Annotated in this window: 20 protein-coding genes; 15 read left to right on the forward strand and 5 right to left on the reverse strand. The window is 72.1% G+C overall.

The window, feature by feature from the left end:
- Positions 1–100 precede the first annotated feature (100 nt).
- Positions 101–1,327 (forward strand): amidohydrolase family protein, encoded by a 1,227-nt coding sequence (locus J421_RS02665; protein ID WP_025409617.1) that lies wholly within the window; start codon positions 101–103, stop codon positions 1,325–1,327.
- A 70-nt stretch (positions 1,328–1,397) separates the two neighbouring features.
- Positions 1,398–2,627, forward strand: coding sequence for a YceI family protein (locus J421_RS02670; RefSeq protein WP_025409618.1), 1,230 nt, complete (start codon positions 1,398–1,400; stop codon positions 2,625–2,627).
- 14 nt (positions 2,628–2,641) lie between these two features.
- On the opposite strand, the gene J421_RS02675 is transcribed toward J421_RS02670, so the two are convergent.
- From J421_RS02675 to J421_RS02690, 4 genes are all read right to left on the reverse strand, one after another.
- Positions 2,642–3,181: a P-loop NTPase family protein gene (locus tag J421_RS02675; protein ID WP_025409619.1), complete on the reverse strand. Its 540-nt coding sequence runs from the start codon at positions 3,179–3,181 to the stop codon at positions 2,642–2,644.
- Positions 3,182–3,200: 19 nt separating this feature from the next.
- Positions 3,201–4,532 (reverse strand): sodium-dependent transporter, encoded by a 1,332-nt coding sequence (locus J421_RS02680; RefSeq protein ID WP_025409620.1) that lies wholly within the window; start codon positions 4,530–4,532, stop codon positions 3,201–3,203.
- Between the two features lie 169 nt (positions 4,533–4,701).
- Positions 4,702–5,912, reverse strand: a protein-coding gene (locus J421_RS02685) for an IS3 family transposase (RefSeq protein WP_236646284.1) whose coding sequence is annotated in 2 segments (ribosomal slippage) — positions 4,702–5,636 and positions 5,636–5,912 — 1,212 coding nt in all. Because the reading frame shifts where the segments join, the coding sequence is not laid out codon by codon here.
- A gap of 148 nt (positions 5,913–6,060) precedes the next feature.
- Positions 6,061–7,221, reverse strand: coding sequence for an aminotransferase class V-fold PLP-dependent enzyme (locus tag J421_RS02690; protein ID WP_104022170.1), 1,161 nt, complete (start codon positions 7,219–7,221; stop codon positions 6,061–6,063).
- Between J421_RS02690 and J421_RS02695 the strand changes: the two genes are divergently transcribed.
- The 3 genes from J421_RS02695 (at position 7,220) to J421_RS02705 (ending at position 11,756) form a co-directional block, all read left to right on the forward strand.
- Positions 7,220–7,822 (forward strand): pyridoxamine 5'-phosphate oxidase family protein, encoded by a 603-nt coding sequence (locus J421_RS02695; RefSeq protein WP_025409624.1) that lies wholly within the window; start codon positions 7,220–7,222, stop codon positions 7,820–7,822. The two genes, J421_RS02690 and J421_RS02695, sit on opposite strands and share 2 nt — an antisense overlap.
- A gap of 119 nt (positions 7,823–7,941) precedes the next feature.
- A complete protein-coding gene (locus tag J421_RS02700; protein WP_104022171.1) occupies positions 7,942–10,617 on the forward strand; it encodes a M14 family metallopeptidase in 2,676 nt (891 codons plus the stop codon).
- A 32-nt stretch (positions 10,618–10,649) separates the two neighbouring features.
- Positions 10,650–11,756, forward strand: a complete 1,107-nt coding sequence (locus J421_RS02705; RefSeq protein WP_025409626.1) for a protein-glutamine glutaminase family protein — start codon at positions 10,650–10,652, stop codon at positions 11,754–11,756.
- A 187-nt stretch (positions 11,757–11,943) separates the two neighbouring features.
- Here J421_RS02705 and J421_RS02710 read toward each other — a convergent pair whose 3' ends face one another.
- Entirely contained in the window at positions 11,944–12,495 is a 552-nt protein-coding gene (locus tag J421_RS02710; protein ID WP_158508639.1) for a Uma2 family endonuclease, read from the reverse strand.
- Positions 12,496–12,657: 162 nt separating this feature from the next.
- On the opposite strand from J421_RS02710, the gene J421_RS02715 reads away from it, so the two are divergent.
- From J421_RS02715 to J421_RS02760, 10 genes are all read left to right on the forward strand, one after another.
- On the forward strand, positions 12,658–14,244 hold the full coding sequence (locus tag J421_RS02715) for an SDR family oxidoreductase (protein WP_025409628.1): 1,587 nt from the start codon (positions 12,658–12,660) through the stop codon (positions 14,242–14,244).
- Between the two features lie 308 nt (positions 14,245–14,552).
- Positions 14,553–15,125 carry a DinB family protein gene (locus J421_RS02720; protein ID WP_025409629.1) on the forward strand — a complete coding sequence of 191 codons (573 nt, stop codon included), beginning with the start codon at positions 14,553–14,555 and terminating at the stop codon, positions 15,123–15,125.
- A gap of 48 nt (positions 15,126–15,173) precedes the next feature.
- Entirely contained in the window at positions 15,174–15,644 is a 471-nt protein-coding gene (locus tag J421_RS02725; protein WP_025409630.1) for a DUF488 domain-containing protein, read from the forward strand.
- A gap of 149 nt (positions 15,645–15,793) precedes the next feature.
- Positions 15,794–16,468, forward strand: coding sequence for an O-methyltransferase (locus tag J421_RS02730; RefSeq protein WP_025409631.1), 675 nt, complete (start codon positions 15,794–15,796; stop codon positions 16,466–16,468).
- Between the two features lie 3 nt (positions 16,469–16,471).
- Complete coding sequence (locus J421_RS02735) at positions 16,472–16,987, forward strand: hypothetical protein (protein WP_148306123.1); 516 nt, start codon at positions 16,472–16,474, stop codon at positions 16,985–16,987.
- 28 nt (positions 16,988–17,015) lie between these two features.
- Positions 17,016–17,285 carry a DUF3303 domain-containing protein gene (locus J421_RS02740; RefSeq protein ID WP_025409633.1) on the forward strand — a complete coding sequence of 90 codons (270 nt, stop codon included), beginning with the start codon at positions 17,016–17,018 and terminating at the stop codon, positions 17,283–17,285.
- On the forward strand, positions 17,278–17,760 hold the full coding sequence (locus J421_RS02745) for a DUF4112 domain-containing protein (RefSeq protein WP_104022173.1): 483 nt from the start codon (positions 17,278–17,280) through the stop codon (positions 17,758–17,760). Before J421_RS02740 ends, J421_RS02745 begins: the two co-directional genes overlap by 8 nt.
- A gap of 68 nt (positions 17,761–17,828) precedes the next feature.
- Complete coding sequence (locus J421_RS02750) at positions 17,829–18,275, forward strand: hypothetical protein (RefSeq protein ID WP_025409635.1); 447 nt, start codon at positions 17,829–17,831, stop codon at positions 18,273–18,275.
- 137 nt (positions 18,276–18,412) lie between these two features.
- Complete coding sequence (locus tag J421_RS02755; RefSeq protein ID WP_025409636.1) at positions 18,413–19,627, forward strand: tetratricopeptide repeat protein; 1,215 nt, start codon at positions 18,413–18,415, stop codon at positions 19,625–19,627.
- Complete coding sequence (locus J421_RS02760; RefSeq protein WP_025409637.1) at positions 19,624–21,198, forward strand: S41 family peptidase; 1,575 nt, start codon at positions 19,624–19,626, stop codon at positions 21,196–21,198. Before J421_RS02755 ends, J421_RS02760 begins: the two co-directional genes overlap by 4 nt.
- The last annotated feature ends 30 nt before the right edge of the window (positions 21,199–21,228 follow it).

Raw genomic sequence — 21,228 nt, forward strand, 5'->3', positions numbered from 1 at the left:
TGCGGACGAACGCTCTTCCAACAGCAGTAGTCCGCAGATTACGCAGATTACGCAGATCCTTTCTATCACTCGGCGGATGAAGATGCGCCCTGCTATCGCGTTGTCCATATCGCTCTTCCTCGGCAGCGCGCTCGGTGCGCAGCCGATCACCGCGCTCCGCTTCCGCGCGCTCGTGAACGCCGACGGGCCGCCGGTGCGCGACGCGGTGGTGCTCGTGCAGGGCGATACGATCGTGCGGGTCGGCACCGGCGCGCGGTCCATCCCGGCGGGCGCGCGCGTCGTCGATCTGCGGCGCTACACGGCGATCCCGGGGCTGATCGACGTGCACACGCACATGACGTACTGGCGCGACCGGGCGCACCCCAACGTGCCGGGGCCGCGATCGAAGGACTCGGTGGTGATGATGGCGGCCGAGAACGCGCGGCACACGCTGGAGACCGGCGTCACGACCGTGCGCGACCTCGGCGCGTCGAACTACACCGACATCGCCATGCGCGACTCCATCGCGAAGGGCGCGATGCTCGGGCCGCGGATGTTCGTCGCGGGCTTCGGGCTGTCGAAGGTGCAGGCCAACGCCGCGCCCGAGCGCGGCCGCGTGCGCGACTCGGCCGACATCGAGGTCGCCGTGAAGGCACAGGTCGACGCCGGCGCGGACTGGATCAAGATGTACGGGTCCACGGGCAGCTTCCAGAACGTCACCGGCGTGCAGACGTTCACCGACGCGGAGATGCGCGTGGCCGCCGCGGCCGCGCACCGCTACGGCAAGCCGATCGCGATCCACTCCTACGGCGACTCCGGCGGCCGCGCCGCGATGCGCGCCGGCGCCGAATCGGTGGAGCATCCCGCGGGGCTCGACGACGCCACGCTGCGCGAGTGGGCGCGCACGCGCACCGTGTACGTGCCGACGATCGACCACAATCGCTTCTACGCCGAGAACGCCTCACGGCTCGGCTACACCGCGGAGCAGGTCGCGGCGCTCGACTCGTTCCGGCTGCTCAACCTCGAGACCGCGCGCCGCGCGCACCGCGCCGGCGTGCGCATCGCCATGGGCTCGGACGCGGTCTACTGGATGTTCGGCGAGAATACCCGCGAGCTCGGGCAGCTCGTGAAGGCCGGGCTCACGCCGCGCGAGGCGCTCGCGTCGGCCACCACCGTGCCGGCCGAGCTGTTAGGCAGGCCGCGCAAGCTGGGGCGCGTCGCGCCGGGGTTCTACGCCGACGTCGTCGCGGTCGAGGGCGACCCGCTGCGCGACGTCGGCGCCGTCACCGACCACGTGGTGTGGGTGATGAAGGGCGGCGCGGTGGTCGTCGACCGGCGGGCGCGGTAGAGTGCGGTAGAGCGATGTAAGATCCGCGGCCCCGGCGGTGTTGGATGGGGAACACCGACCGGACACCGCCATGCGCCGCCTGCTCGCGACGTCGCTGCTCTGCGCCCTCCCCCTCCCCCTCCGCCACGACGCCGCGCCCGCGCGCCCGCCGCTGGAGTTCCGGCTCGACGCGGGGCACTCCAGCGTGGAGTTCTCCATCGGCTTCGGGTTCACCCACGTCCGCGGCCGCTTCACGCAGACGCACGGCACGATCCTCTACGACTCCATCGCGCCCGGCAACTCGTCGGTCACGGTCGTCGTGGAGACGGGGAGCATCGACACCGGGTGGCCGCACCGCGACGAGCACCTGCGCACGAGCGACTTCTTCGACGTCGCGCGCTACCCGACGATCACGTTCCAGAGCGAGCGGCTCCGGCGCGCCGGCGACGACTGGGTGGCCGAGGGATCGCTCACCATGCACGGCGTCACGCGTCCCGTCGCGATCCCGTTCCGACTCACGCATCCGCTGGAGCGCGACCCGCGCTCGCGCTGGATCATGCTGAACGCCACCGGCGCGCTGCGCGTCGCGCGCAAGGACTTCGGCATCGTCGGCGGCGACACGTACAACTCGTGGTTCGACCGGGCGCGCGCCGCGACGATGGCGGACAGCGTCGACGTCACGCTCGAGATCGAGGCGTATCGCACCGACGCGGCGAGCCAGCGACTGCCGCAGATCGACGCGGCGGTGCAGCGCATCCACGACGAGGGCGTCGACGCCTACGTCAAGGTGCTGCGCGCGCGGCACGACACGGTCCCCGCTGCGCGATGGGATGCGTACTTCGTCGGTCCCGATCTCGTGGTGCGCGCGCTGCTCGCCGACGGGCGCACGGCCGACGCGCTCGCGCTGTCGCGCGCGCTGGCGGAGCTGTTCCCCACGCTCGCGAGCGCGCACCTGCTGCTCGGCCACGTGCTCGCGGTGACGGGCGACGCGCGCGGCGCGGACGCGGCGTACGCCCGTGCGCGCGAGGTGTTCCGGCCTCCGCCGCCGGATACCGCGAAGTTCAAGCAGGTGGACGGGCGCTGGTACTGGCTCGACCTCCTCGCGCGCAACGCGATCGAGTCCGGCCGCGTCGCGGAGGCGGTGCCGCTCGCGCGGACGATCGCCGAGATCTACCCGCAGACGGCGAACGCGCTCGCGACGTACGGGCTCGCGCTCGCCCTGTCCGGCGACGCGCGCGCGGCGGACGCGCAGTACGCGCGGGCGGTGGCGCTCGACCCGATGGAGACGCGCGCGCTCGCGCTGCGCCGGCTGCCGCGTTAGGCGCTCGGCGAGGCTCAGCGGCGCGCGACGCGGAGCCGCGCGCGGAGGCCGATCACGCGGCGCATCCACAGCCATGCGCGCGCGGCCACCTCGTAGTCGCGCAGCTCACTGGTGTCGATGACCTGCGTCGTCCACCGCGGGGGCCGGGCCGCGTCGACGACGTGCGCGCGCAGCCAGTCGGCGAACGCGACGTGGCGCGCCATGTCGGCGGGCGTGTCGCCGCGCAGGAACAGCCGCCGGCGGTGCGCGTCCTCCGACGCGTCGAGCAGGCACACCGCGAGCCCCTTCAATCGTGCCGCCGACGGCGCCGCGAGCAGCTCGGCCGGCGCGAGCGGATCGCCGCACAGCAGGAAGTGGCGGCCGGCGCGCTGCGCCGCGAGCGCACGCTGCACCGCGTGCTCCACGGCGTGCTGCCGCCAGCTCGGCGTCGCCTGCGGTGGGCCCGCGACGTCCGAGAGCTCCGTGGCATCGAGCACGCGCGCGAAGCCGCCCTGCACCAGCCGCCGCACCGTCGTCTTTCCGACGCCGCTCGCGCCGGTGATCAGCAGGAACATCGACCCCGTCTCTCGTCCGTCACACCGCGCGCACCGTGCCGAGCACGCTCGTCAGGAGCCACCACACCCCGGCCGCGACGATCGCGAGCGGGATGCCGAACCGGATCCAGTAATACAACCACGCACCGCGCCCGCCGAGTCCCAGCTCGCGCAGCGCGGCCGAGCGATTCACGCACCACCCCACCGTGAGCACGGCGAACAGCGCGCCGAGCGTCTGCATCCCCGAGCCGAACGTGAGGTCCCACGGCACGAACACGGCGTTGTTGATCGTCGGCGGGATGGCGAGCACGAACGCGGCCACCGACATGACGACGACCGCGCACCCGCGGGACAGGCGCGTGTTGTCGGTGAGCCCGGCGACGAGGACCTCGAACGCGCCGACGTCGGAGAGATAGCCCGCGCCGAGCAGCCCGGCGAAGAACAGCACCCCGAACGCCCGGCCGAACGGGATGGCCGCGAACACCTTCGGCAGCGTGGAGAAGATGAGCCCCGGCCCCGACGTCGGCTGGAGGCCGAGCGCGAACACGGCCGGGATCACCGCGAACCCGGCGAGCAGCGAGGAGACCGTGTCGCCGAACACGGTCCACAGCGCGGGCCGCGCGAGGCTCTCGCGCGCGTCGAGGTACGAGCCGTACACCACCATGAACGTGCCGCCTAACGAGAGCGAGAAGATCGCGTGGCCGAGCGCGGCGACGAGCACGCCCGCGTTGAGATCCGCGAATCGGACCTTCAAGATGTACCAGCGCACGCCCGCCATCGCGCCCGGCAGCGTGACGGAGCGCACGAGCAGCACGAGGATGACGACGAGCAGCGCGGGGACGATGATCTTGCTCGCCCGCTCGATCCCGGCGCGCAGCCCGCGGTGCACGACGAGCGCGCAGGCCACGATGACGAGCCCCGTGCACAGGAGCTGCAGCACGAACGACGTCGGCGCGAACCCGGTGTCCGGCGGGAGGATCGCCGACGCGTCGAACGACGGGTTCACGATGGCCACCGCCTGCCCGACCGCGTAGTACAGCACCCAGCCGATGACCGCGGTGTAGTACCCCGTCGCGGCGATGACGACGGCGAAGAAGAACCATCCCACCGCCCGGCCCGCGGGGAACCCGCCGCCGGCGAACGCGCCCACCGGCCCCCGCCGCGTGAGGCGGCCGAGCGCGAACTCCGCCATGAGCGCGGGGACGCCGATGGCGAGCGAGATCACGACGTAGAGGAGCACGAACGCCGCGCCGCCGAACTTCCCGACCATGTACGGGAAGCGCCACACGTTGCCGAGCCCCAGCGCCACGCCGACGATCGTCATCAGCGTGCCGAAGCGGGAGGCGAACGTCTCGCGCGGGGTGTCTTTCATGACGTTGTGCTCGGCGTTTTTGACCGCAGAGGACGCAGAGGGGCGCAGAGGACTGCCTCTTCCTTCTTGTGTTGAACCACAGAGGACACAGAGGACACAGAGGAGAACCACTCGTGTTGGTTTGCTCTGTGTCCTCTGTGGGCTTGACCCGCCTTTGTGGACACCCGGGTTATGCCGCGCTGGGCGGCACGAGCTGCGCTTCGTACTGCGCGGGACTGAGGTAACCGAGCGTCGAGTGCCGCCGCTGCCGGTTGTACCACGTTTCGATGTAGCGGAAGATCGCGCGCCGCGCCTCGTCGCGCGTGCGCCAGTCGCTGCGCGTGATCAGCTCCAGTTCGAGCGTCGCGAAGAAGCTTTCGGCCACCGCGTTGTCCCAGCAGTCCCCCTTCCGGCTCATACTCGCGACGAGCCTGTGCTGGGTGAGCAGCGCTTGATACTCGGCACTGGCGTACTGGACGCCGCGATCGGAGTGATGGACGAGGCCCGGCGCCGGCCGCCGCGCCCCGAGCGCCATGCGCAGCGCCGCGAGGGCGAGATCCACCTCGAGCGTGTCGCGCATCGCCCAACCGATGACGCGCCGCGACGCGAGATCGAGCACCGTGGCCAGATAGAGCCAGCCCGCGCGCGTCGGGACGTATGTGACGTCACTCACCCACACGCGGTCGAGGGCGCGCGGGGCGTCGCCGTCGTGCACGGCGAACTGCCGCGCGAGGACGTTCGGCGCGATCGGCCGCGCGTGCGCCGAGTGCGTCGTGCGCACGCCGCCGCGCCGGCGTACCCGCCCTACCAGGCCGTCGGCGCGCATGAGCCGCGCGACGCGCTTCTTGCCCACGCGCACCGCCTGCGCGCGGAGCTCCTGATGCACGCGCGGCGCGCCGTACGTGCCACGGCTCTCGCGATGCGCGACGCGCACGCGCGCCAGCAGCACCTCGTCGGCGAGCGCGTGGGCCGTCGGGCTCGCCCCGCGGCGCCAGGCATAGTAGCCCGACGGCGCCACGGCCAACACGCGGCACATGAGGCGCACCGGATACGAGTCGCGGTGCCGCGTGATGCAGGCGTACTTCACCGCGACTCCCTCGCGAAGAACGCCGCGGCTTTTTTTGCGAACTCGGCCTCCTGTTTGAGCGTCGCGACTTCGCGTCGGAGCCGCCGCACCTCTTGCTCGAGCGTCTCGCCGCTCGTCGAGACCGCGCTGACGGGTGTGCTCGTAGCGCGGTCCGCCTGCTGCGCCCATTCGCGCAGCTGGCCCGGACGGACGCCCAGTTCGCAGGCGACGCCGGTCACCGAGCCGCCACGCGCGCGTCGCGTCTCCAGCAGGCGGAGCGCCTCATCCTTGAACTCCGCCGTGAAGACCCGGCGCACGTGCTGTGACTTCGTCATGGACTCCCTCCTCCCTCAACCTAGACCGATGGGTGAGGTGTCCACAAAACCGGGTCAACTCCACTGTGTCCTCTGTGTCCTCTGTGTCCTCTGTGGTAAGAACAAAGAGCGAGAAGGTCTCCTCTGCGTCCTCTGCGTCCTCTGCGGTTCAATCGATCACGTCGACCAGCACGTCGAGCGCCGCGTCGACGTCGTCGAGCGTGGAGTAGTAGTGCGGCGCGAGGCGGATTACCGGGCCGCGCGCCGAGGGAAGCACGCCGCGCGCGCGCATGGCGACCTCCACGGCGTGCGCGTCGCGCACGACAAAGGCGGTCGACGCGGTCTTGTGCCTAACGTCGTCGGGCCCGTGCACCGTCAGGCCGCGCGCGCGGCCGCCGTCGAGCAGGCGCCGCGCGAGCGTCTCGTGCCACGCGCGGATGCGCTCCACGCCGACGGCGATGACGAGCTCCATGCCGGCGCGCGCGACGTACGCGCTCGGGATCGGCGGCGTGCCGAGGTCGAAGCGGCTTGCGGTCGGCGACCAGTCGAGCTCCGACACGCGGAACGCGAACGGATCGGCGCGGCCGAACCATCCCGTCATCGTCGGCTCCAGCCGCTCGATCAGCTCGCGCCGCACGTAGAGGAACGCGACGCCGGGCACGCCCATGAGGTACTTCAGGTTCCCCGCGGCGAGGAAGTCGACGTCGAGCGCGCGCACGTCGATCGGCACCGCGCCCGCGGTCTGGTACGCGTCGACGAACAGCAGGGCCCCGCGCTCGTGCGCGACGTTCGCGATCCGCGCGACGTCCTGCACGACGCCGTTCTGGTAGTAGCCGTGGCAGGCCGAGACGAGGCGCGTGCGCTCGGTCACCGCGGTCGCGTAGTCGTCGAGCGCCACCGCTCCGCCCTGCACCGGCACCCACCGCACCTCGGCGCCGCGCCCACGCTGGGCGAGCCAGACGTGCCCCACCGTCGGGAACTCCGCCTCCGACACGACGAGCTCCCGGCGGTCGTCGCCGAAGTCGAGCGCGCTCGCGATGAGGTTCGCGGCCTCGGAGACCGACGAGCAGATCGCGATCTCGTCGGGCGAGGCGCCGACGAGCCGGGCGAACGCCGCCTTCGCGAGCCGGACCTCCTCCATCCACGCGTCCCAGTCCATCCCGCGACCGGCCCACGAGTCGAGGTACCGCTCGGCCGCCGCGCGCGTGGCGAGCGTCTGCGGCGCCTGCGAGCAGTTGTTCATCGGGATGGTCGTCGCGAGCAGCGGGATCTCGCGCCGGCGGGCGGCGAGGTCGTACTCTGGTGCCTGGACAGTCCGAGGAGGAGCCATGACGGGAGTCTATCACGATGGCCAGCGCGCGCTGCAGGACCGATTCGACACCCGCCGCCTCGCCGACCGGCTCGAGGACGTGAAGGTCCACGATCGCTTCACCGACGACGACCGCGCGTTCATCGAGCGGCTCGACATGTTCTTCCTCGCCACCGCGGACGCGGACGGACAGCCGACGTGCTCGTACAAGGGCGGCGATCCCGGGTTCGTACGCGTGCTCGACGACCGCACGCTGGCGTTCCCGTGCTACGACGGCAACGGGATGTTCCTGTCGATGGGCAACGTCGTCGTGCACGCCGGCGTTGGACTGCTGTTCATCGACTTCGAGCGGCAGCGGCGCATGCGCGTCGACGGCTCCGCCGCGATCGCGCTCGACGACCCACTCGCGGCGACGTACCCCGAGGCGCAGTTCGTCGTCCGCGTGACGGCGCGCCGCATCTACCCGAACTGCCCGCGCTACATCCACCGCCTGCAGCTCGTCGAGCGGTCGAAGTTCGTGCCCCACGCCGGCGAGTCGACGCCGATCCCGCCGTGGAAGCAGAGCCCCTGGGCGTGCGACGTGCTGCCGGCGAACGATCCAGCGAACAGGGGTGAGATGTAAGGCGAGGACTTCTGGGGATCCAAAGGCGATTGGCAGGATCTCGAGATCTCCACAATCGCTCTTGGATCCCCAGAAGTACTCGCCTCGTCCCTCCGTCCGATACCCTCGTTCTTCACACGATGCCCATTCGCTCGCGACTCGCGTCACTGATCGCCCTCGGCACGCTCGCGACGCCGCTCTCCGCCCAACGCCACATCACCACGCCGAAGGAGGCCCTCGGCGCGAACTTCGGCGACGACTACTTCCTCGCGAGCTACCGACAGATCGCCGACTACTGGCGCACGGTCGACCGGGAGTCGGATCGCATGAAGGTGGTCGAGATCGGGAAGACCGCCGAGGGGCGGCCGCATCTCATGGCGATCGTGACGTCGCCGGAGAACCACGCGCGGCTCGCGCGCTACCGCGAGATCTCCGCGCGCCTGGCGCGAGCGGAAGGCCTGACCGACGCCGAGGCGCTGGCGCTCGCGAAGGAGGGGAAGGCCGTGGTGTGGATCGACGGCGGGCTGCACGCGACGGAGACGCTCGGCGCGCAGCAGCTCGGGCAGATCGTCTACGAGATGGTCAGCCGCGACGACGAGGAGACGCGGCGCATCCTGAACGACGTCGTGATCCTGTTCGTGCACGCGAACCCCGACGGCAACGACCTCGTCGCCGACTGGTACATGCGGCGCACGGATCCGACGACTCGCTCGCTCGCCGGGCTGCCGCGGCTCTATCAGAAGTACATCGGGCACGACGACAACCGCGACTTCTTCGCGAGCACGCAGGCGGAGACCGAGAACGAGAACCGCGTGCTGTACCACGAGTGGTTCCCGCAGCTCCTGTACAACCATCACCAGAGCGGGCCCGCGGGAACGGTGGTGTATTCGCCGCCGCTGCGCGACCCGTACAACTACAACCTCGACCCGGCGCTCATTCTCGGCCTGCAGTCGCTCGGCGCGGCGATGCACACGCGGCTCGCGCTCGAGGGCAAGGGCGGCGCGACGATGCGCTCGGGCGGGCCGTACGACGGCTGGTGGAACGGCGGCATCCGCAACACGGCGACGTTCCACAACATCATCGCCGTGCTCACCGAGATGATCGGCGGGCCCACGCCGCAGCGCGTCCCGTTGGTCCTCCAGCGCCAGATCCCGGGCGGCGATCTGGCGCTCCCCGTGGCGCCGCAGGCGTGGCACTTCCGGCAATCGATCGAGTACTCCACGTCGCTCGACCGCGCGGTGCTCGACTACGCGTCGCGCAACCGCGAGGCGCTGCTGTACGACATCTACCGCATGGGGCGCGCGTCGATCGAGCGCGGGAGCCGCGACACGTGGACCGCGAACCCGCGCCGCGACGCCGCGATCGCCGAGCGGATGCCCGACGCGAGCGACTCCGCGAAGTGGGCGGCGATGCACGCGCCGGAGCTGCGCGACCCGCGCGCGTGGATCGTCCCGCGCGACCAGCCCGACTTCCCGACCGCGGTGAAGCTCGTGAACGCGCTGCGCGAGACCGGCATCACGGTGCAGCGCGCGACGCGCGACTTCGAGGTCGGCGGGCGGCGCTACGCGGCGGGATCGTTCGTGGTCCCCGCGGCGCAGGCGTTCCGGCCGCACGTGATGGACATGATGGAGCCGCAGGTGCACCCGGACGTGTTCCCCTACCCCGGCGCGCCGCCCACGCCGCCGTACGACAACGCCGGGTGGACCCTCGCGTACCAGATGGGCGTCCGGTTCGACCGCGTGCTCGACGCGCTTCCGGCGGGGCTGCCGCTCGAGCGCGTGACGGCGTGGAACGTGGCGCCGCCCGCGGCGGCGATCCCCGCGTCCAGCGGCGGCTTCCTGCTCGACCCGCGGCAGAACGACGCGTTCACCGCCGCGAACCGGCTCCTCGCCGCGGGCGTGGAGGTGCGCCGGGTGCCGGCGAGCGGCGCGTGGTTCGTGCCCGCCGGCAACGCCGACGCGCTGCGCCGCGTGGCCGCGCCGTTAGGCATCACGGTCGCCGCGTCGCCCGCACCGCCATCGGACGCGGCGTCGGTGCGCGCGCCGCGCATCGGGTTGTGGGACCAGTACGGCGGCTCCATGCCGTCCGGCTGGACGCGGTGGATCCTCGAGCAGTTCGCGTTTCCCTACGAGCGCGTGTTCGCGCCGCAACTCGACGCGGGGAACCTGAACGCGAAGTACGACGTGCTGGTGTTCGTCACCGGGGCCATTCCCGGTGCCGCGACCGGCCGGCGTGCCGGCGCGGCCGCGGATAGCGTGATCCCCGATCTCCCGGCCGAGTACCGCGATCAGGTGGGACGCGTGACGGCGGAGCGCACGCTGCCGCGCGTGCGCGAGTTCGTCGAGCGCGGCGGCACCGTGATCGCCATCGGCACCTCGGCGGTGAACCTCGCGGCGTACCTGCAGCTCCCCGTCGAGAACCACCTCGTGGAGAACGGCGCGCCGCTGCCGCGCACGAAGTTCTACGTCCCCGGCTCGCTGCTCCGGGTGCGCGTCGACACGACGAGCACGATCGCGCTCGGGATGCCGTCCTCCGCCGATGTGTTCTTCGACGACAGCCCGGTCTTCCGGTTGGGCCCCGACGCGGCGGCGAAGGGCGTGCGCGCGGTGGCGTGGTTCGACTCGGCGACGCCGCTGCGCAGCGGCTGGGCGTGGGGACAGCAGTACCTCGAGCATGGCGTCGCGGCGGTCGACGCGCGCGTGGGGCGCGGGCGCGTGGTCCTGTTCGGCCCCGAGATCTTGCAGAGGGCGCAGCCGCACGGAACGTTCAAGCTCCTGTTCGACGCGATCTACGCCGCGGCGGCCGACGCCAGGTAGCTCGGCCGGATCGGCAACACCGGAGCGCCGCGATGCCTAACGAGAACGCGATCGTCGGCCGCATCGTCCGCGTGGAGCGCGACGAGCGCGGGCACACCGTGGAGCTGCAAGGGGGGCGGCGCGCGCGTCTCGACGCGACGCGGGAGAACGCGGCGCTCGCGCGCGTGCTCGAGGGACTCGGCGCGCGTCGTCGGCCAGTCTATCTCGAGGTCGATCCGGCGGGCGACACCGTGCGGCGCGTGCTGCTGCCCGTCGTCTCGCGCGTGGAGGCCGTGCGCGCGCTCGACGACGGTGGGCTGGAGGTGCGGCTCGAGGTGGCGCAGGCGCGGCTCGCCATCCGCCGCGACGCGCCCGACGCCGCGGAGATGGAGCGCCTGGTGCTCGACGCCGAGCAGACCGGGCGCGTGCTGCTCGTGACGGCCGACGAGGCGCAGAACGTGGTCGACGTGCGCGTGTTCACGCCGGACCCCGAGGGCCCCGTCCCCCCTTTCCCGGGTGACGCGGAGCCACCGCCGCGCGTGCCGTGGGCGCTCGAGCCGCTGCGCTGGCTGGTGGACTTCCTGCGCGACCTCTGGTACTGGCTGTGGCCGTGGCGGTGGTGGCGCGGCTGCATCTCGAAGGCGCGCGCGCAGCAGGTGTTCGACGCGATGGCCGCGACGACCTGCGACCCGCTCACCGTGCCGCCGCCGTGCATCCCGTTCCTCTATCCGGACGACGGCTGCTGGGCGCGCGCCCACGAGATGTGCCGCCTCATGCTCGGCATGCACCTCACGCCGCGCAAAGTCTGGATCGACGGCTCGCTGCACACGCCCACGAAGAACAACCCGAGCTGCTTCGTGAACTGGGGATGGCACGTCGCGCCCACGCTGTGCGTGCGCGGCCCCGGCTTCTTCCGGCGGCGGCGCATGGTGATCGACCCCGCGCTGTTCACGGCGCCGGTGACCGAGGCGACGTGGAAGAGCGTCCAGGGCGACCCGAACGCGACGCTCACCGACACCGACTGGACGCAGTTCTGGCACGGCGGCGGCCCCGACGACGCGGCGTACACGAACACGAACTACTACCTCGACGTGTACCGCGACGCGCTGCAGCTCCGCGCCGCGCAGCAGGGGACGCCGCCGTACGCGAACTGTCCGTAGGCTGCGTGGCTGCGTGGCTGCGTGGCTGCGTGGCTGCGTGGCTGCGTGGCTGCGTGGCTGCGTGGCTGCGTGAGCTAATAGCTGGGGGGCTCCCCCCCTTCGCCCATACTAGCTGACGCGACCCCGGGCGAACGTACCAATCGAACGCAGCACGCAGCCACGCAGCCACGCAGCCACTCCGCCATCCTCACGCGACCGCTTCGTCGAAGAACGCCGGCAGGTCGATCACGAGCGGCGCCGCCATCCCGTCCGGGTGCCACTCGACGAGCACCTCGCCCGGGTCGGCGACGCCGCGCCACCGCGACAGGTTGCGCGCCTCGGCGTTCAGCACCCAGTACTCGGGGACGCCGTTCGCGAGATACAGCTCGCGCTTCGTGTGATAGTCGTACGACGGGTTGCTCGGTGACGGGACCTCGACCGCGAGCAGGAGGTCGGACATCTCGTACGGGTACGGCGCCCGACGGCCGTCCACGAGCCGGACGACGAACACGTCGGGCTGGACGCGATTGCGCCGGCGGTCGCCACGCCGGACATCGGACGGCGACACCATTGGGCGCCCGACGCCGGAGCCGCGGAGATACGTCCGCAGCAGCATGTACAGGTCGCCCACGACGTCCTGGTGTGCTTCGCCAGGCACCGGCGTCACGTGCAGATCGCCGTCGATGATCTCGTAGCGCTGGCCGTCGTCCGGCAGCGCGTCGAGCATGTCGACCGTCCACTCCGCGTGGGTCGCAGGCATGGCCATAGGTACGCGCCTCGACGTGAGGTGGGCAAGCGAGCATGAGGCCCCGCTCGTGCCGCGCGTCCGGCCGCACCGCATCGAATCGTCGCGGCCGGGTCGCAGAAAACGCCGAATGGGGTTATCCTCAAAGACTACAATCACTTGCGTCGTACCAGCCCCATGCCGTATCCCACCGATCCGAACGTCCTCGAAGGCCAGACCCTCGCCGAGCGCGCCCGTGAGGCCGCCGAGCTCCTGGAGTCCATCCTCGCCGACCGCGGCCTGCTGGCCAGCCTGAGCGAGGAGGACCGCACCCGGCTGCTCGCTGCCGCCGGCCAGGTGTCGCGTCCCGACGCGGTCTCGCGGCGCCAGCTCGTGAAGGAGGCGAAGCGGCAGCGCAAGCAGGACAAGGTGCGTCGCGCGGAGTCCGTCCTCACCGAGACCGGCATCCGCCGCGCGCGCCGCGAGGCGACCGTCGCCGCGACGAAGAACATCTTCGCGCCCGTCGACTTCGAGCAGCGCACCGTCGACGACGACCACCGCGAGATCCACGAGACGCAGAACTGCTACATCTGCAAGCGGGACTTCGCGCAGGTCCACTTCTTCTACGACCAGCTCTGCCCCGAGTGCGCGGCGTTCAACTACGCGAAGCGCAGCGAGCTCGCCGACCTCCGCGGCCGCGTCGCGCTGCTCACCGGCGGGCGCGTGAAGATCGGCTACCAGGCGGGGCTCAAGCTGCTCCGCTCCGGCGCGTCGCTCATCGTCACCACGCGCTTCCCGCGCGACTCGGCGGCGCGCTATGCGCGCGAGGCGGACTTCGCGGAGTGGGGACACCGGCTGCAGATCTTCGGCCTCGACCTGCGGCACACGCCGAGCGTGGAGGCGTTCTGCACGCACCTGATGGAGACGCGCGACCGGCTCGACTTCATCGTCAACAACGCCTGCCAGACCGTCCGGCGCCCGCCCGACTTCTATCGCCACATGATGGACGCGGAGACGGGGCCGCTGGCGCACCAGCCCGAGCACGTGCGGCGCCTCCTCGGCGACTACGAGGGGCTGCGCGGCTACCACATGCTGCCGGAGGGCACCGCGCCTAACGGGTCGGCGCCTAACGGATCCGCGGCCGTGCGCCAGCTCGCCGGCGTGGTCGAGGCGGCGGGGATGACGCACGCGGCGGCGCTGTCGCAGGTGCCGCTGCTCCCCGACGAGCTGCTCGCGCAGCGCGACCTGTTCCCCGAAGGACGGCTCGACGGCGATCTGCAGCAGGTGGATCTGCGCGGCCACAACTCGTGGCGCATGCGCATGCACGAGGTGCCGAGCGTGGAGCTGCTCGAGGTGCAGCTCGTGAACGCGGTCGCGCCGTTCCTGCTGAACGCGCGCCTCAAGCCGCTCATGCTGCGCACGCCGGAGCGCGACAAGCACGTCGTGAACGTGTCGGCGGTCGAGGGGCAGTTCTACCGCCGCTTCAAGACGACGCGCCACCCGCACACGAACATGGCGAAGGCGGCGCTGAACATGATGACGCGCACGTCCGCGGCCGACTACCACGCCGACGGCATCCACATGAACGCCGTGGACACCGGGTGGGTGACCGACGAGGACCCGATCGAGATCGCGGAGCGGAAGACGGCGGAGCACCGCTTCCATCCGCCGCTCGACATCGTCGACGGCGCGGCCCGCATCGTGGACCCGATCATCGCCGGGTTCAACACGGGAGAGCACGTGTGGGGGAACTTCCTGAAGGATTACGTGCCGACGGATTGGTAGCCTTACACCTTACTGCGGGACGACTGACGGCGGGACGAATACGGCGGGACGAATACGGCGGGACGATTTGCTGCGGGAGACATCCCGCCGTTCACGTCCCGCCGTTGACGTCCCGCCGTTGACGTCCCGCCGTTGACGTCCCGCCGTTGACGTCCCGCCGTTCACGTCCCGCCGTTGACGTCCCGCCCTCAGGCGTCCCGCCGCTAGGTGTCCGCCGTTCATCACGCTCGTCCGGCCTTTCGCCACATCCCGCGGGTCTCCCACCCGGCCCGTTCCTAGCTTGGGCGCACCCCTCACAAGGAGTCCCCGTGCGCCGTCTCCTCCCGACGATCATCGTCGCCGGTCTGCTCGTCGCCACGCCGAAGCGTCCCGCGCTCGCGCAGGACGGTGGCGACGTGATGGACGTGCGGGCCGCCGCGTACCTGCGCGACCAGTACCTCGCCGATCTCGACACGCTGCACGCGAAGATCGTCGCGCTCGCGACGGCGATCCCCGCCGACAAGTACGCGTGGCGGCCGGCGCCGGGGGTGCGGTCGATCTCCGAGGCGCTGATGCACGTCGCCGGCGAGTGGTACTACTTCGCGCCGATGTCCGTCGCCGCGAAGGCGCCCGCCGACTTCGGCGCGCCGCGCGAGGCGCTGCCGCGGCTGGAGAAGATCGCTGACAAGTCGCTCGTGCTCGCGGAGCTCGACAAGTCGTGGACGCACTGCAAGGCGCAGCTCTCCGGCGTCGCGCCGGCGAGCCTCACCGGCACCTACCGGCCGTGGAACACCACGCTCCCCCGCGCCGCGTTCGGCATGACCGGCGACCTCCACGAGCACCTCGGGCAGCTCATCGCGTACGCCCGCTCCGTCGGGGTCGCGCCGCCCTGGAGCAGGTGATTCGGCTGCGGCTCGGCTAGGTTTGTCCGCAGACCATCGCCGAGCCACATGCCTAACAAGAAAGCCGTCCACCCGGTCGCCACGATCGGCTACCAGGGCACCACCATGGACCGCTTCCTCGCCGCGCTCGCCGGCGAGAAGGTGGACCTGCTGGTCGACGTGCGTGCCGTCGCGAGCTCGCGCCGCGCGGGGTTCTCCAAGACCGCGCTCGCCGCGAACCTCGACGGCGCCGGCATCGAGTACCTCCACCTGCGCGGACTCGGCACCCCAGCGGACGGCCGCGCGGCGGCGCGCAGCGGGAAGCACGAGGAGATGCACCGCATCTTCGGCGAGCATCTCGCGACGTGGGAAGCGCAGGAGGACCTGCACCGCCTCGAGGAGCTCGTGCGCGGCGGCCGCCACGTCGCGCTGCTGTGCTTCGAGGCCGACCCCGCGCACTGCCACCGCACCCTCGTCGCCCGCGCGCTCGCCGAGCGGGTGCCGGTGCACGTCACCGACCTGCGTCCCGAGCTCGACTAGCTCGAGGCGCGCGCGCCGGGATGCGGCGTGCGTCACGCGATTCGTGCATCCGCCGTTGCACCGCCCTGGCGCGCCTGCGTTGCGAGCGCGACCATATTCCAGCGGCTTGCTCATCCTTTCCCTCTCATTGCGTCACGCACGCGCGCGACATGAGTCAGGACGTGTGGACCGCCGTCGACCGGTACTTCGGCGACCTGCTCTTCCCGCCGGACGAGGTGCTCGACGCCGCGCTCACCGCCAGCGAATCGGCGGGACTCCCGGCGATCCAGGTGACGCCGGCGCTCGGCAAGCTGCTCCACCTCATCGCGCGCATGATCGGCGCGCGCCGCGTCCTCGAGCTCGGGACGCTCGGCGGCTACAGCACGATCTGGCTCGCCCGCGCGCTCCCTGACGGCGGGTCGCTCGTCACGCTGGAGGCCGACGAGAAGCACGCCGAGGTCGCGCGGGCGAACCTCGCGCGTGCCGGCCTAACGACGCTCGTCGAGCTACGCCTCGGCCGCGCGCTCGACACGCTGCCGCAGATCGCCGCCGAAGGACGCGCGCCGTTCGACCTCGTGTTCATCGACGCCGACAAGGCGAACATCCCCGACTACTTCGCGTGGGCGCTGCGCCTGTCGCGGCGCGGGAGCGTGATCATCGTCGACAACGTCGTGCGCGGCGGCGCGGTGGCCGATCCGGCGACGACCGACGCGAACGTGCGCGGCGTGCAACGGTTCGCCGAGGCGCTCGCCGCCGAGCCGCGCGTGAGCGCGACCGTGGTGCAGACCGTGGGCGCGAAGGGCTACGACGGCTTCTCGCTCGCGATCGTGAACGAGCCCGGGTGACGATTGAGCCGCTCCGTCACCTTCCGCCGCACGGCGCCCGAACGTTGGGTCGACGTGCCCGCGCACGCGCTCGGCTCCGTGCGCACGGGCCCGCCGGACCTGCACTGCCTCGTGCAGCGTGGCAGCGCGCCCGAGATGCGGCTCGACCTGTACGCCGCGCCGGGCGCGCAGCTCTACGTGTATCATCAGGCGCTGGAGATCGGCGACCTGCTCGCCGTCGGCTTCGGGCACGAGGTGCACCTCGTGCCGCCGTGGCCGGGTGCGCCCCGGACCATCACGCTGCGATCGTACTTCGTGAGCCTGCACCGCTCCACCGACGCGCTCTACATCGCCTCCGGCGAGGACGTCACGCGCGTCGACGCCGACGGCAGCGTGCGGTGGACCAGCCCGCAGATCGCCGCCGACGGCGTGCGCGTGGAGATCATCACCGACGACGAGATCGCCGGCGAGGCCGACGAGGATCCGCCCGGCGGCTGGTATCCGTTCCGGCTCGACGCGCGCGACGGCACGCCGTGCTGACGTCGCTCCACCGTTAGGCACCCGGCGCATGCTGTTCATGGTCCTGGAGACGTTCCGCGACGGGCAGGCGCGCCCGGTGTACGAGCGGTTCCGTGAGCGCGGGCGGCTCGCGCCGGAGGGGCTGCGCTACGTCGCGAGCTGGGTGACCGACGATCTGCGCGGCTGCTACCAGGTCATGGAGTGCGACGACCGCGCCGCGCTCGACGCGTGGATCGCGCGGTGGTCCGACCTCGTCGACTTCGAGGTCGTGCCCGTCGTGACGTCGGCGGAGGCGGCGGAGCGGGTGCTCGGTGGCTGAGCGCCGAGCCGTCGTGCCCGACGACCGCGAGCGGCTCGCGGCGCTCGCGCGCGCGCTCGATGCTGCGGTGCGCATCCCCGGCACGAACGTGCGCGTCGGGCTCGACGCGGTCATCGGGCTCGTGCCCGGCATCGGCGACGTCGCGGGGGCGGCGCTCGCCGGCTACATCGTGCTCGCCGCCGCGCGCCGCGGCGCGTCGCCGGCGCTGCTCACGCGCATGCTCCTCAACGTCGCCATCGACACGGTGCTCGGCGCCGTGCCGGTGATCGGGGACGTGTTCGACGTCGCGTGGCGCGCGAACTCGCGCAACGTCGCGCTGCTGCAGCGGCACGGCGAGGCGCCGGCGGCGACGCGCGCCGCGAGCCGCGCCGTCGTCGTGCTCGTGCTCCTCGGGCTCGCGGCGCTGCTCGTCGGCGGGATCGTGCTCGCGTGGCTCGGGCTGCGCGCGCTGCTCGGCGGGTTGCACGTGGCGTGACCGCCTGCATGATTGACGGAACGGCGCCGCGCTCGCGCCCGCTACGCATTCCCCCAGCCCCTCCTTCGATGTCCATCCGGTCCCACCCCCGCCCGTCGCGGTGGCTCACCGCCGGGGTCCTGCTCGCCGCCGTCGCGTGCGCGAGTGGTGGCGCCAAGAGCCCGTCGAGCCCCGCCCCGCAGACGGAGGCGTCGAGTCGCTCGCAGCGCGGGGCGCGCACGAACACGCTCACCGCGGACGAGATCTCGAACGCCCACATCCCGAACGTGTTCGACCTCGTGAGCAGCCTGCGCCCGCGGTGGCTGCAGACGCGCGGCGTCGACTCGTTCCAGAAGCCGAGCGAGATCCAGGTCTACCTCGGCACCACGCGGATGCAGGGCGGCGTGAGCGCGCTGCGCGAGCTGTCGTCGCTCGGCATCACGAAGATCGAGTTCGTGGACGGGATCACGGCGTCCGCCCGATGGGGGCTGGACCACGGCGCGGGCGCGATCGTCGTGTCGATGAGCGCCCCCTGAGCCGGCAGGCTCGGCTCGCCGAACGGTGTTCGTGACAAAAGCGGGCTGAACGGTAAGATTGGGAGGAGCCCCCGGGAACAGGGCGTGCCGACGCTGGCGCGCGGTCCCGGGGGCATCCTCCCCGCCGTTCCCGCCGCATGCGCCGTCTGCTCGCCGCCCTCCTGGCGGCCGTCCTGCTGGTCCCCTCCCTCCCGGCCCAGCGTCCCGCCTCCCTCCCGAAGCGCCCCCGCCTCGGCGACGTCGCCGACACCAACGACGCCCACGCGTACCTCGAGTACGGGATGCGGAACGTCGCCGTCGATCCCGGCAGCGCGGCGGACGCGTTCTACTGGGCGATGCGGATCGACCCCGGCCTCGCCGACGCGTTCTACGGTCGGCGCGTCGCCCTCCTGCTGAGCCAGGACGGGCTGATGAACGAGTTGATGCGCGGCACCCGCCGCGGCGCGTCGAAGGGGATGCGCGCCCTGGACTCGCTGCAGCTGCGCGCCGTCATGCTGAACCCGTTCCTGTACCGGCGCCTCGACCTCGAGATGCTGCGCACGTACTGGACGCGCGCGATCGAGCACGCGGCGCGGCAGGAGGGCGGCCAGCAGCCGTCGTCCGTCGAGATCAACCACGCGATCGACGTCTGGCTGTCGCGGGCCGGCCCGTACATGCGCGGTTGGATGGCGTACGGGAGCGGCGACTTCTCCGCGGCGCTCTCGAACTACGCGTCGGCCATGAAGGAGACGAAGGAGAAGGCCGACCTGCGCGTGGAGCGCGGCCGCATCTTCGGTCAACGCGCGAACGCCGACAGCGCGATCGCGGAGTTCCGGCAGGCGCTCGTCGAGCTGCGGGCGCGCGACGCGAAGGACGTCGTGGTGCTGTACAACTCGAAGGCGGTGCTCGAGCAGGCGATCGGCATGCTGCTGGAGCAGCAGGACAGCGTGGGCGCCGCGCGCGAGGCGTACGGGCGCGCCCTGCAGGAGGATCTGTCGTACTGGCCGGCGCACGTGCGGCTCGGCATGGTGGCGCTCACCGCGCAGGACACGGCGGCGGCGCTGAGCGAGCTGACGCTCGCGTCGCAGATCGCGCCCGACGAGGCGTACGTGCACGCGCTCGTCGGCGCGGCGATGGTGATGATCCGCGGCAAGGCCGACGACGCGCTCACGGAGCTGAAGACGGCGGCGGAGCTCGAGCCGTACTACGCGCTGCCGCACGTGACGATCGGCCGCATCTACGAGGCGGCGAGCTTCACCGACGAGGCGCTCGCCGCGTACCGCGCGTTCCTCGCGCGCGCGAGCCGTCACGACGCGCAGCGCGAGTTCGTGGAGCAGCGCGTGGCGGCGCTCACCGCGGCGGCGAAGCCGTGAGGCGCGCCGCGCTCATCGCCGCCGGCCTGCTGGTCGGCGCGCCGCTCGCCGCGCAGGCGACGGCGGGCGGTCCCGTGCGCGCGCGGTCGGCGTACGAGGACCTGCAGATGTTCTCGCAGGTGCTGAACCAGATCCGCGTGAACCACCCCGACTCGCTCGACACGCACGAGCTGCTCGTCGCGGCGATCGAGGGGATGGTGCGCGCCGCCGACCCGCACTCGTTCGTGATTCCCGCGGTGCGGCTCGTGCCGGGCAAGGAGGAGCAGCTGCGCGCGGGCAAGCTCGTGCCGGTGCCGGTGGACTTCACGTTCGTCGGCGGCGCGCCGGTCGTGGCGAGCGTCGCCGCCGGCACCGCGGCGAGCCGCCTCGACATCCTCCCGGGCGACGAGCTCGTGTCGATCGACGGCCAGCACGTGCTCGCCGAGAGCAGCGAGGAGCTGGCGATCGCGCTCGCCGGCGCGAAGGAGAGCGAGGTGGCGTTAGGCATCGAGCGGCGGCGACAGGATGGCTCGCTCGTGCGGCTCGAGCGTCGCGTGCGCCGGGAGCGAAGCGGCGAGGCGACCGCCGTGCCGGTCGCGGTGCTGCTCGACTCGACCACCGGCTACGTGCGCGTGACGACGTTCATGAACGAGCGGGTGGCGGAGGATCTGCACGATGCGCTCGGCCGGCTCGAGAAGCAGGGGATGACGCGACTCGTGCTCGACCTGCGGGACAACGGCGGCGGCAGCGTGGCCGAAGCCGCGCACGTCGCCGGCGAGTTCCTGCCTAACGGCGCGATCGTCTACACGGCGGAGGGGCGCAAGGCGGAGACCACCGACACCGGACGCGTGTCGCGCTCGTTTTGGCGGAGCGAGCGGCGCTATCCGATCGTCGTCATGGTGAACGGCGGCACGGCGAGCGCGTCGGAGCTCGTCGCCGGCGCGCTGCAGGACCACGACCGCGCGCTCGTCGTCGGGCGGCCGAGCTTCGGCAAGTCGCTGCTCATGCGCGGCTTCCCGCTGTCCGACGGATCGATCATCGAGCTCGTGGTGGGCCGCGTGCGCACGCCGTGCGGGCGCGTGGTGCAGCGCGAGTATCGTACGATCTCGCGCCACGAGTACTACCGGCTGGCGAGCGCGGACCGCGACACGGCGGGGCGCCCGTCGTGCCGGACGGACGCGGGGCGCGTGGTGTACGGCGGCGGCGGCGTGTATCCCGACGTGCCGCTCGACCCGGCGCCCGACGTACCGGCGTGGGCCACGCGCGTGGCCGAGCAGTCGCTCGTGCTGGCGTGGGTCGGCGGGTACGTGGAGGCGCACGCGACCGCGCTCGCGTCGCTCGACGCGTTCCTGCACGTCACCCCCTCGCTGCCGGCCGAGGCGATCGCCGACTTCCGCGCGTTCGCCGCGAAGCAGGGGGTGGCGATCCCCACCGACACCGCGGCCGACGCGCGGCTGCAGCGCGCGCTCGTGCGCGCGGTGGCGGCGGCGAGATGGGGCGAGGCGGGCTGGTATCGCGCCGACGCGCAGCTCGACCCGCAGATCGGCGCGGCGGTGCGCGCGTTCGGACAGGCGGCGGCGCTGGCGCGATAGGCGCCGGGCCGATGGGCGTGGCCCGGTAGT

Source organism: Gemmatirosa kalamazoonensis (assembly GCF_000522985.1).
In the GTDB taxonomy this organism is placed as follows: domain Bacteria; phylum Gemmatimonadota; class Gemmatimonadetes; order Gemmatimonadales; family Gemmatimonadaceae; genus Gemmatirosa; species Gemmatirosa kalamazoonensis.